We start from the raw sequence: 12416 nt of genomic DNA, 5'->3' as shown, positions 1-12416 counted from the left end.
AAGATGGCTCTGTCACATATATGGCACCATTCTCGTTTATTTAATTAGTCAATTGATTGCCTATCAATTAAGAAATTTCATTTGGGAAGAGAAGCAAATAGAAATTAGTGAGATGGTCGCTATGCGTAGTATCGCTACAAAGGTTTTGCCTAAACTTTATGAAATGAGCATAAAAAAAGAGAAGGCATTTAAAGACTTAGTCCAAGCGACCACCCGATTACTTCTAAAAACCGCCTGGAAAACAAAATCCAGCAAAGGAACCGCCTTTAAACACCTTCAATTCATATAGGAAAACCATAGAATGCCATCTTGAATCAGATGGTCTATTTGGCATTCCTAAAAATACTAGTACCCTTTTTCAAAAGAAATAAAACACACCATTCTTCTTGAAAAATTAAACAAATGAATGGTTGGAAATCTAAAGTTGACAGATATGGACTGACGCCATGCCCGCGAAAAGCGTCCGCCGTAGCGGAAAGCAACATGTTCATATAGATCTTCTATGTTTAAAAGAAAAAAGACTGTAGACAAACTCAAATTTTTTTTGAGTTTGTCTACAGTCAGAGCATTTCATAAAAATGAAATCCTAAAAAATTTTTTTCATTAACTGATTAACATCAATTAGCACTTTGGCAATATCAATTAGTTTTTCTTGTGGTAATTTCAAGAATATTTCTTGTACCTTCACTTCCCCATCAGCCGTTAACACCATTTTCACGACACGTCTGTCTTTGCTTTCTCTAATCCGTTGCACTAAGTTTAATTTCTCCAATTTATCGCACATCGATGTAATAGCTCCAGGTGTTACAGTGAAAAAATCAGCTATTTCAGTTGCTTTCATGCCACCATTGATTTTTAGCTGAAGAAGAAGTATCAGCTGGTTCTGAGATAGAGACTCACCTTCTGAGAGAAGGTTGACAAACATCATAGATTTTTGTTGTATTTCAAGCATTTCTTTCATAATGATTTCCACATGTTTCATTTGACTATTATTTGACATTTGATCACAGCCCGTTAAAATATTTACAATTTAAATTATATAGTAAGTATATAATTAATTTATCGTACTGCCAATATACTTTAGTCTCTTGATCCCGAGTGAACGAGGCGGTCGATGAACGGACTGTAAAAGCTCGATTGAAGTTTCACTTTTGGGCAAACGATATAAACTGTAGATAAAAGTAAGTAATTTTACAGCAAATGGGAGTAAAGATGAATAAGAATTTTTATTATCTTTGGGGAAGTATTTCCTGGGGAAAGTTAGGTCTATCATTATATACAATGAACATGACGTTAATAATCTTTTCTCTTACACATAGAATCGAGGCAGTAATTGAAAAAGAAAGACTGCACATGAAAATGATGTAAATACTGATATAGTTGAAGAAGTTTATCGGACAATGATTTCCTGTGTCATTAAATTGGAATTGCAAGAACATACAAAAATAAATAAAGTAACATGCAATCGCTAATATCAAGCTGAAAATATTGGCGATTGCATTTTTAGTACAAGCTATACCCTTTTCGGAAAAGTTGTAGCTTTATACATCTTTCTTTTATAGACGTAAAAGTACATACTTAGTGGCCACCACATCACTAAAAAGATTGGATAAATAGCCCATATTGTTCCTGGTGAGGAAACTGCATTTACTGTAATAAAAAAGATGCTGATGAGTATGCTAGCGTAAATAGAGAACGCAACGAATGTTTTTTTCTGAGCATGATATAGAGCCAAGGGCCACCATATGACTAAAAATGCTGGATAAATAGCCCATGGATATTGAGGGGACATGACAAGATTTAAGATAAAATAATAAATGATGGTGCTCGCACAGCCAAAAAGTGCGACTTTCAACGATTTTGCTTTTTCCTCTAAAAACATGAGGATGGGCCACCATAATATTGGGTAAAAGGCATACATAATCCATAAATGATTAGGTGAAAATAAATAATTTTCGATTGTCAGGAAAGCGATGACCATAATACTACAGAATACAGAATACTGTTTGTATAATTTCTTTGACATAAAATATATAGTGATCGGCCATAGTAAAAGAAGTAAACAAGGATAAATAAACCAAATCGTTTGTGGTGATGTTATATAATTCACCATTGCTAAAAATATCATGGTCATCAGGCTACCTGCTACGGAAAAACTAATATAATGTTTCATAATTACTCCCTCCATTTCTTACGTGACCAAACGAAGTACATGGATAGAGGCCACCATAATATTGCGAAGATTGGGTAGATTGCCCAAATTGTATTTGGTGTATAGTAAAGATTGATAAAAAGAAATAAAGCAATAATTAAAGTACTGCCCCAAACCGAAAATTCTAAATTTAATTTAGCCATGTTTTTAGTTTCTGGTTTTTTCACACCTAATTCATTTCTTAAATCTTCAATATCTCCGAACTCAACGATGGCTTTATTAATCGCGTCATCTTCTTCTTTTCCTTGCTCCATCAAATAAAATACTTTTTCTTCAAGGTTTTGAATAATTTCTTGTTTCACCATTTCTGTCTCATTATTACGAGGAATATCTTTAAACAACTCATCAATATGATTTTTTATCTTTTTCATTCTAAGCCCTCCATAAATAAATCGATAATTTCCTTCACTTCCATCCATTCTTTTACTAGCTCGTTTAAATAGGCTTTACCTAATGGGGTAATACGGTAATACTTTCGTTTGCCTCCATGAGAAATATCACCATAATAGGCTTCAATAATTTCTCTTTTCTCTAAACGCTGAAAAATTGCGTATAAAGTTGCTTCTTTGATTTGAAAACGATTATTTGTACGGAGACTAATTTCTTGAGATATTTCATAGCCATATCGATCTTTCTCTGAAATTAGCCGCAAAATAATTGAATCCAAGTGTCCGCGGATGATATCACTTCGAACCATAAGTCACCTACTTAGATAATATTGTTCTATCTGGTAGAGTAATATTAGCAAAGATTACTCTGCCTGTCAAAGTAATAAATGAAAAAATTCTGGAAATAAATTTGAGCACCCACAAAGGTTTTATGAAATGGACTAAAAAAATATTGATGCAACTTTCGTCGTCTAGCTATGTACGGTGTTACAAGGAATAAAAAAATTACACAGGATATACATCCAGTGAAATTTTTGCCGGTATAGCTAAATTAAATACTTAGGCATTTGGCTGAGGTAATGGTTCAACTATAGGGTGTTCTTCAGACGAGAGGAATGGATAGTCGGCGTTTCCCGTGATTTGATAACACCCTTATCCTCCATAAAGGGCTATGCTCATGTGCTTAAATCTGCTCTCTATCCACTGGTCGCAAGAAGAATTTCAGATGATTGGGCGTACACTTCGAGAGAAAACGAGCGGATCTGGCTTGAAGATGAGTATTACGAAACAATTAACCGTTGCACACGGGGGAGAAATATTCGAATCCAGCAAACTGGGACATGGTACGGAAATTGTACGAAGGTTTCGACTGTAAAATTTCTGTAGTACACTGCATCTCACGGACTTTCTATAACGACTACTGAAAAAGTAAATCCGATAAACAAAGGTTACCTTAACCTAAAGATTATCGGATTTTTGACTAATATAAAGCCGAATTATTCGTTTACAACTATAAATACAACCCTGCAAGAAAGATCCCTAATGCTTCTTGATAGATTTCATCAAACTGGTTTAATGGCAGTGGATTTGTACCGCTACCTAATTCCACGGTAAAACCGGGTCGTCGCCAATCTTGAATGAACCAATCCTTATAGCCTGCATAGCTGCCAGCTGATTGAACAGGCTCATAGCCACTTACTCGACTAAACTCATTCACCAATACTTCAGACTCAGGTGGTTCAAGATTTTCAAATCCCCAAAAGATGACTCTTCCCTGAGTATGAAAAGCCAAGACTCTTGCAAAATCACGTTTTCTTGTCAACTCGGCCATCGCAATGGACTCAGGTTCGGAAAGGGGACTTTTACCTCCGTAATCACGGGGACCTGGCGTTTTCGGATTGCGCGCACTTTCTAATTCCCACTGGGCGGGAAACTGGTCGTTCAAATCGACACCATTTATATTCGCCTTCCAGCCAGAAAAGTCGGAACTGCCATTATTCCAACCTATTAGTTTTTTTCCTAATTCATCGTCTGGCGGCCCATTTAGTACTAAATGGACGCCATCCGGATTAACCATCGGAACAATGGATAGCGATGTTTGCTGGTATAGAGGAGAGGTAGAAAGTCCACGAATTGTAGTTTGGTTTGTCAGAGAGAGCAAGTAATCATTTAGAAATGTCAAAATGATAGGAGTAGTAATCCACTCATTCGCATGAAATGAGCCATTATAATGAACTCGTTTAGAGCCATTCCCGACTAAAATCTCAGGAATTTCTCGTGCTAATACAGAATTGCCAATGGAAGAACTTTGGATGAACGGATAGGCGATTTGTAGTTTTTTCAGATCGCTCATCATAATGTTATAGTCATAATCTTGTTTGCCATTTACGAGCCTCCAGGTAATCCTCTGAGGGACGTGAATGGTCTGGCCGATTTGCAGACGATTAGGATTAAGATTGGGATTGACAAGTAGAATGGCCTGGATAGGAAGATTTCGATTTTGAGCAATTTGCCATAAAGTGTTCCCTTGTTGGATTTGATAATCGGTTGTAACAAATCCTGGAATTCGAATGCGTTGTCCAACCTGAAGTATTTGTGGGTTAATATGTCGGTTGGAATCAATAATGAGTTGGAGGGGAATTTTAAATACTTCACTGAAATGCCAAAATGAATCCCCCGGACTTACAAATATATCCACATCTTTTCTCCCCTTATTTTCAAGATAGTGCATCATAGAAGTATATGAATTTCTACAACACTTCGTTCAATACATAAAATGCGCAAGGAGAAGTTATTTTGTTATTTTTGTTTCGCCTATTATACTGATAAGATAGTTACAAGACAAATAAAGTGAAACTTCAATCAGTGGTTTTTCCCCCACTGATTGATAGTTAAACCAATCGGGTTTTTACGGACAGTTGTGCTCTCCACTTGAGGAGAGCATGTTACTGACCGTTAATACGGGATAAAGTGAAACTTCAATCAGTGGGAGTTTTATCCCCGCTGATAGATAGTTGAACCAATCGGGTTTTTACGGACAGTTGTGCTCTCCACTTGAGGAGAGTATCTTACTGACCGTTAATACGGGATAAAAGGAAGGAATTACATGTATAGTAAATTAAAATTAGGTATTCGTTCTAAGATTACTATAGGCTATATAGTTATCATTCTTTGTTTACTTGCGTCGGTTATCATATTAAATAATCAAATTACATCGCTACAAAAGGAAAGAAATTTTATTATAAAGTATGATTCTCAGGTACAAGCGCTAACAAATAGTATTGAAAAATATATATTGGATATGGAATCCAGTCAACGGGGATATATTATTACAGGTGAATTAAGTTACTTAGAACCATACGACAATGCTTCGAAAAATTGGAAGGTTGATTTTAATGAGCTTCATCAACTATTAGATGATAAACCAAATCAACAAGAGAAGTTAGAAGAAATAAAGGCCACGATAGAGCATTGGGTTGCTACATCAGGTGATACAACAATTAAGCTAAAAAAAGATAATAACACAGCAGAGCTAAGGGAATTTTTTAAAGTGGATATTGGTCGTAAGGATATGGAGACGATGCGCAAGCAATTTGCATCGTTCCGTACAGCTGAAAATGTTTTGACTCAAACCAAAGCAAACCAATTGGATAAAAAAAATAGTAATTTAACAAGCGGGTTATTCGGGTTATTGGTACTTGTTTCGGTTATTGCTATTGTAATCGCTAGTGGAATTTCTCGTTCCATTGTAAAAACAATAACAGAAGTTACAGAGGCAATTAAAGTAATTGCTGCTTCAAAGGGCAAGCATAAAGGAAGAATCCATGTAAAAACAAACGATGAGATTAACGCTCTTGCCGATGCAACCAATGAGCTTTTAGATACACTTGAGAAACGGGAATGGTTGCAGTCCAACGTTGCTGAAATTGTCACAAAATATCAAGGGATATCCGCAATTACGCAATTAGCGGAAATCTTCCTGTCAGAAATAGCGCAAAAGACACAATCCTCACTTGGTGCATTTTATGTGCGTGAAATGAATAATAATGAAATCCATTTTGTGAAAAGGGCTGCGTTTGCAGACGCAAGCGATAATATTGGAATGGAACGTTTCAAAATAGGACAGGGTTTAATTGGACAATGTGCTTCTGACAAACAGATATATATTTATAACGATATTCCTAATGATTATCGAGTAATTGGAACAGGCTTAGGAGAAGCACCTCCTAAGAGCATCTTTATGATTCCGATTATATTTGAAGAGGAGGTCATAGCTATTGTTGAATTGGCGACAATGACCAACTACACAAAGTTACAACAGGAATTAGTAAAACAAATCGTTGAAACTTTTGGACTAACTGTGAATAGTATTTTAGGTCGCATGGAAATCGTCCGTTTATTAAATGACTCGAGAGCGATGACAGAAGAATTACAGGTACAATCCGAAGAGCTACAAACGCAATCGGAAGAATTACAAATGCAGACAGAAGAACTTACAATGATTAATGAACAGCTGGAAGAAAGAACGAAAGATGCAGAAACAAAATCAAGAGAACTAGAAATAGCCAAAAGAGATTTAGAAGAAAGTGCTGAGCAGCTTTTACTTAATTCTAATTATAAGTCCGAATTTTTAGCCAATATGTCTCACGAATTGAGAACACCACTGAATAGTATTTTAATTTTATCTGAAATGTTAGCTGAAAATAGTCGTAACAGTCTAACAGAGGAGGAAGCAGAATTTGCTAGTGTAATCCATTCCTCGGGGGAAGACTTACTTGCATTAATTAATGACATATTGGATCTATCAAAAGTTGAAGCTGGAAAATTAGATATAATATTTGGAGAAGTAAATGTAAGTGAAGTGCCACTACAATTAGAGCAAATTTTCTCGCCAGTCGCACACAAAAAGAAGCTAGATTTTCAAATGACAATAGCTGAAAATGTAGTGGATGTTTTCTTTACGGATGAGAAGAGATTTTTGCAAATTTTAAAGAATTTATTATCCAATGCTTTTAAATTCACGGAAGAAGGTTCTGTAAATCTAAGTATTGAACAACTTGCAAATGAACAGTTAACAAATAATATGCAAGAGATTAGTAATGAATGGCTGGAAATCACTGTGTCAGATACCGGTATAGGTATTCCGAAGGACAAACATCAACTAATCTTTGAATCATTCCAGCAGGCAGACGGTGCTACTGTGCGTAAGTATGGCGGAACTGGTCTAGGTTTATCTATTTGTAAAGAATTCGCCAAATTACTTGGAGGATGGGTGTCCTTACAAAGTGAAGAGGGGAAAGGCAGTAGCTTTACGCTTACTCTGCCAAGTTTACCGAATGGCATCAACGAGGAGACATGTTCTAACCTTACTTTTGCCGAGGTTATGGCTACAACCGTAGTTAATGAGAAAATAGAAGTAATAGAAGAAACATTTGATGAAAGCTATCAGGATGCCCAAAATGAAGTGGATGTTTTTCATGATAAAAAAATATTAATTGTCGACGATGATTATCGTAATATTTATGCATTAAAAACGGCGCTTGAAAAAAGAGGTATGAATATTCTCGTCGCAAAAGATGGCTTAGAATGCTTAGATGTTATGCAAACTAATGCCAAAATTGATTTAATTCTCATGGACATTATGATGCCGAATATGGATGGATATGAAACGATGTCTATCATTCGTAAGCAAATGAAGCTTACGGATTTACCAATAATAGCTTTAACTGCGAAAGCCATGAGGAATGATCGAGATAAATCTTTAGAGGCAGGCGCTTCTGATTATATTAGTAAGCCATTGAATTTAGACCAATTAGTATCTGTATTACGAGTATGGCTAGTTTCCAAAAGGAGTTAATAGGTATGCCAAATGACTTTCACAACAACTCAGAGCTAAGCTTGGAGACCAATCAACATATAAATATGGAAATTGATTTATTACTCGAAGCGGTCTACCGTTTATCAGGTTTTGATTTTCGTCAATATAATCGTTCCTCTATATCACGACGAATTTATAACAGGATGAGGATTAGTAATATTCCAACGGTTTCTCGTTTACTTGAAAAAGTAATTCATGAAGAGGGTTTCTTAGAGCAACTTCTAAATGATTTCTCAATTAATGTAACAGAGATGTTTAGGAATCCTAGCTTTTTTAAAGCCTTCCGTAAAGAAGTGATACCGTACTTAAGGAATTACACTGAAATTCGAATATGGCATGCAGGGTGTGCAACAGGTGAAGAAGTGTACTCAATGGCTATTTTGTTACAAGAAGAGGGTTTACTTGAAAAAAGCGTGATTTATGCAACGGATATGAATGAGCATGTTTTAGAAAAAGCTAGACAAGGTGCTTTTCCTATTCAAAAAATGCAAGCATACACAAAAAACTATATGCTTGCAGGGGGCATTGATGCTTTTTCAGAATACTATAGTACCGATTATCAATATGCTTACTTTCATCCTTCTTTACTAAAAAATATTATTTTCGCACAGCATAATTTAGTAACAGACCAGTCGTTTAATGAGTTTCATGTCATTATGTGCCGCAATGTGTTAATTTACTTTTCACCGGGCTTACAAAGCCAAGTTCATAGGCTATTTTATGATAGCTTAAGCCCGGATGGATTTTTATGTTTAGGGGATAAGGAAACACTCCGCTGTGAAGGGATTAATTCAAAGTATAAAGAAATCGTAGGAAATGAACGGATTTATCAGAAGTTATATTAATAGCAAAGAGGAGGTCTCGATTTGAGATCTCCCCTTTTATTGTTCTGCATTATAGGTTATTGAGCTTGAATCATTAAGACACACATATCATCTGGTTGATTCAATTGTTTTTCCTTTGGTAGAAGATTATCTATAAGGCACTGAGAATAATCCCACTTTGAAGATGTTAAGGTGCGCAAATGCTCTTCCGATTCTATTTCACAGGGGCCCATAGCCTCAAGAACGCCATCAGTATACAAAATAATTTGTACATCCTCCTGATATTCAATAAGTTGCTTTTGCACCTCTATTTCATCAAAGAAGCCGACCGCACAACTACCTTTACTTAAGGGAACTAGTGTTTTTTCGTCAACAAGTGCATACCCATAAGGATGACCAGCGTTTACATATTCAATGGTTTTATTCTCTGTATCAATGACTAAGTAAATGGCTGTAAAATAAAATAAATTTTCATCTTTTCCATCCTGTAAAAGTGCCATATATCGATTTAATTCTTTAATGACTAGCTCGGGCTCGACTAGCTGTTTAACTGCTTCTCTGAGCACAGAGGAGATAAACATACAAACAAGCGCAGCAGATATACCATGCCCCATCATATCAAGCAAAATGATGGAATAGCGATGATCATTTATTTTATGCCAATAATACATATCTCCTGCTAAATTAGAGGATGGTAGATAAGAAACTTCAATTTTAATGTCCTCTTCCTTTAAAGGAGGGCTTAATAAGCTTCTTTGAACATGCGTAGCTAAATCCAATTCGTATTGTATTTTTTTTTCATGTAAAGTGTGCCAGTCTAATTCAGCTTTCAAGCGTAAGGCGACCCGAATTCTAGCAAGTAGTTCTATCTTATTAATCGGTTTTGTAATGTAATCTACGCCACCTATATCTAATGCTTGTGCCAGTTTGTTTTTATCTTCAAGTGCCGTAACAAAAATAATTTGAATGTCTTTTAATCTTTCATTTTGTTTAATACGTTTGCAGGCTTCGATACCGTCAATTTCTGGCATCATAATGTCTAATAAAATCAAATCTACTGAATTACCAGTTGGATTTTCAGCATCCAACTGTAAATACTCAAAAAGCTCATAAGCTGATGATAAAGAAACACAGTTATCATAACCCGCATTTTTTAATATTTTTTCAATTACAAATAGATTGACGGAGTTGTCATCTACAAGAAGAATTGTCATAGTTATTTCCCCTTATTCTGATTTGAATATTGATGAAGTGTAGATTATCATAATAATTAAAAATACTCTCAATCTTATTATTATACAAAACATTAGAGAATAACGGTATTTTAACGAATCAAAGGTATATTATACTAGTCAATTAGTTTGCTATAAATAAAGGGACAATGAGCAGAGTAGGTGAGAATTAGTAGTGTATAGTTAAAAAATGTAAATCGGGTTATATTTGAGAAGAAATCACATTATTTTATTAAGGTTTAATTTTAGCTTTCTTAAAGCGATTAACTATATCAATACTATTTGCTACAATGGAGATCGCAATAATCACTAACAATATTCGATCGATAGAAAATGCAACTTTTGAAGCTGTTGTCTCCATAATAGCAGCTATATAAGGGATGGCGGGACCGTGTATTAAGTCGGGTTGCCTAGCCATTAGGATAAAAACAATCGTAGTTACAACTTGAAGGAAAGCATTTATGACAGCAAGTGGAATGGTCCATTGTCTAACTTTCCATTTATAAAATGTTAATCCAATACTGAGCACAATACAAAACAGAATGAACGGTTCATAAGAAAGTAAGGTGTTTTGATTGAATATTGGCATGACGAACTTCAAACCAGTTCGCTCATCCGAAGTGTAAATGCCAATGAGATGATTCGCTTTAAAATAAACTACAGAAAAAATAGCTATTCCTAAAAAGCTAAATACAATATCATTTAGCGGAATGTTCTTGTCATTAGCAATGATTTTAACTTTTTTTAAATCATCAGGCGTCCATTGTTGTTGATCTTTTAAAAAGGGCATATGAACCTTAAAGTTGTCAAAGTTGCCTGTACGTTCAATAACAATAAAGGCAATGGTTACCCAAAATAGAACATGAAATAGTACGGATATAATGGTGGCAATTGTTATGGAAATTGTTTTAATGATGGTAGAAAGTAGTGCCCCCTCCCCTGTGTAAAACACAATGCTTTCAATAATTTGCACCAGAGTAGTAATAAAAATTGCCCATGGTATAACTAATTTGATGGTTCTAATATAAGTGTCATATACAAGTGGCCCGATTAGATGATTGGAAATATCTTGATAACTAGCTGCGAGTTCAGCGGGGTCTCCAAGCTTTAAGAGAACATCTTTTACTTCCAATTCGGAATAAGTATCCGGTAACGAGTCTTCTATTTTTGATTTTAGCTCTAGCCGTATATCATCACGGATTTTTTTTGGTAGCCTTCTCGTCACTTCATAAATATAGACATCAATCAGATTCATCCTTGTCATCTCCCCCCAACAATGTATTCAGCTCTATAAACAATGAGACCATTTTAGAAGTTCTAAAATTTAATGTCAGACGTACAAAACACATAAAATTTCCGAGGCCATTTCTCTGTCATGTTCCAGTTATTTGTTATGTGGTAATATATGTTATTAATCATAACAGAAATTAATGTAAAGAATTGTACGAAAATTAAATTGCTTTAATACCATACACATCTAATGGACAGGGGGAATTAAATGAGGTATGTTGAGAAACTGAAAGAAGAGCATTTACAAAATTTGTAGATATTTTGGTGGGTGCTTATCCGGGAATGTCGGATGCTTCACAGCAATCAAAGGAACAATTGACGAAGTTCTTTGTGCAAAACCAGCACAATAATCCAGTCATTATTATTATGGATGATTGTGGACAGATGGAAAATTAATTGGTGGTATGCGCCTTCACGATATTGCAGAACTTTCATCCCTTGTGATGGGTATTGTAACGATAAAGGAATTATTCATGCGGGGTAAAGTAAAAGTGAGTAATGAACAATAGCGTTAAATCAGTTCTTTTTCGTCTATGGAAAGCCAATCTTTGTCACAGCATTTTAGGAGAAACCATTATTCTTTATGGCTCCCCTAAATACAGTGTTAGTTATTCTTTTTTCATAAAGAGTGAGGAAGAACGAACAGGCCTCTCTAATGGCGTAATATTAATAATAAAATAACTAATAATTAATATTAAAATAACTAGTGAATACATTAATGTGTTTAGAGGATGATCATGTTCCACAATGATTAATCGAATCATGGCAGTGATACCTATATAAATGAAATATCTCAATGGAAAATGATAATCCTCTTTAAAATATTTAATAATCATTGTTATAAATTCAAAATACAAAAAAAAGATTAAAATATTTGCGAGGAAAAGCTTGTAGTCACCGCCGTCATCGGCAATTAAAATTTTTAGGAATTCAATCAGCTCTATTATAAGCAAGAAGGATAAAATGAGCGCAAGTAGCACAAGGCATACATTTAAAAATAACTGTAAAGTTTTAGATATAGTTTTAATTAGTTGAAGATACGTATTGTTTTTTTGATTCATCTAATCCCTCATTCCAATCTTCTTATTTAAA

Annotated in this window: 12 protein-coding genes; 4 read left to right on the top strand and 8 right to left on the bottom strand. The window is 34.9% G+C overall.

Going from position 1 to position 12416, the window contains the following annotated elements:
* On the top strand, positions 1-289 hold a 289-nt coding region (locus H131_RS24645; protein ID WP_010860696.1), incomplete at its 5' end, for a hypothetical protein.
* Positions 290-586: 297 nt separating this feature from the next.
* On the opposite strand, the gene H131_RS18725 is transcribed toward H131_RS24645, so the two are convergent.
* The 4 genes from H131_RS18725 to H131_RS18710 all read right to left on the bottom strand — a co-directional run bounded on the left by H131_RS18725 (position 587) and on the right by H131_RS18710 (position 2909).
* Positions 587-1000, bottom strand: a complete 414-nt coding sequence (locus H131_RS18725; protein ID WP_010860695.1) for a MarR family winged helix-turn-helix transcriptional regulator — start codon at positions 998-1000, stop codon at positions 587-589.
* Positions 1001-1513: 513 nt separating this feature from the next.
* On the bottom strand, positions 1514-2173 hold the full coding sequence (locus H131_RS18720) for a hypothetical protein (RefSeq protein WP_010860694.1): 660 nt from the start codon (positions 2171-2173) through the stop codon (positions 1514-1516).
* 2 nt (positions 2174-2175) lie between these two features.
* Positions 2176-2583 (bottom strand): permease prefix domain 1-containing protein, encoded by a 408-nt coding sequence (locus H131_RS18715; protein ID WP_010860693.1) that lies wholly within the window; start codon positions 2581-2583, stop codon positions 2176-2178.
* Complete coding sequence (locus tag H131_RS18710; RefSeq protein WP_010860692.1) at positions 2580-2909, bottom strand: PadR family transcriptional regulator; 330 nt, start codon at positions 2907-2909, stop codon at positions 2580-2582. The genes H131_RS18715 and H131_RS18710 overlap by 4 nt, the downstream gene beginning before the upstream one ends.
* 416 nt (positions 2910-3325) lie before the next feature.
* Here H131_RS18710 and H131_RS25045 point away from each other — a divergent pair, with 416 nt between their 5' ends.
* Positions 3326-3475: an ATP-binding protein gene (locus tag H131_RS25045; protein ID WP_010860691.1), complete on the top strand. Its 150-nt coding sequence runs from the start codon at positions 3326-3328 to the stop codon at positions 3473-3475.
* A 135-nt stretch (positions 3476-3610) separates the two neighbouring features.
* Here H131_RS25045 and H131_RS18700 read toward each other — a convergent pair whose 3' ends face one another.
* Positions 3611-4798, bottom strand: coding sequence for a M14 family metallopeptidase (locus tag H131_RS18700; RefSeq protein WP_010860690.1), 1188 nt, complete (start codon positions 4796-4798; stop codon positions 3611-3613).
* A 408-nt stretch (positions 4799-5206) separates the two neighbouring features.
* On the opposite strand from H131_RS18700, the gene H131_RS18695 reads away from it, so the two are divergent.
* Both H131_RS18695 and H131_RS18690 read left to right on the top strand, forming a co-directional pair.
* Positions 5207-7957 carry an ATP-binding protein gene (locus H131_RS18695; RefSeq protein ID WP_010860689.1) on the top strand — a complete coding sequence of 917 codons (2751 nt, stop codon included), beginning with the start codon at positions 5207-5209 and terminating at the stop codon, positions 7955-7957.
* A 5-nt stretch (positions 7958-7962) separates the two neighbouring features.
* On the top strand, positions 7963-8823 hold the full coding sequence (locus H131_RS18690) for a CheR family methyltransferase (RefSeq protein ID WP_010860688.1): 861 nt from the start codon (positions 7963-7965) through the stop codon (positions 8821-8823).
* A 56-nt stretch (positions 8824-8879) separates the two neighbouring features.
* Here the strand turns inward: H131_RS18690 and H131_RS18685 are convergent, their stop codons facing one another.
* From H131_RS18685 to psiE, 3 genes are all read right to left on the bottom strand, one after another.
* Complete coding sequence (locus tag H131_RS18685; RefSeq protein WP_010860687.1) at positions 8880-10016, bottom strand: fused response regulator/phosphatase; 1137 nt, start codon at positions 10014-10016, stop codon at positions 8880-8882.
* A 250-nt stretch (positions 10017-10266) separates the two neighbouring features.
* Positions 10267-11289, bottom strand: a complete 1023-nt coding sequence (locus tag H131_RS18680; protein WP_010860686.1) for an HAAS signaling domain-containing protein — start codon at positions 11287-11289, stop codon at positions 10267-10269.
* Positions 11290-11932: 643 nt separating this feature from the next.
* Complete coding sequence (psiE, locus tag H131_RS18675) at positions 11933-12385, bottom strand: phosphate-starvation-inducible protein PsiE (protein WP_010860685.1); 453 nt, start codon at positions 12383-12385, stop codon at positions 11933-11935.
* Positions 12386-12416: the final 31 nt, after the last annotated feature.

The sequence above is a fragment of the Lysinibacillus sphaericus OT4b.31 genome (genome assembly GCF_000392615.1).
GTDB classification, from domain to species: domain Bacteria; phylum Bacillota; class Bacilli; order Bacillales_A; family Planococcaceae; genus Lysinibacillus; species Lysinibacillus sphaericus_B.
This window is presented reverse-complemented; position numbering and strand designations above follow the sequence as displayed.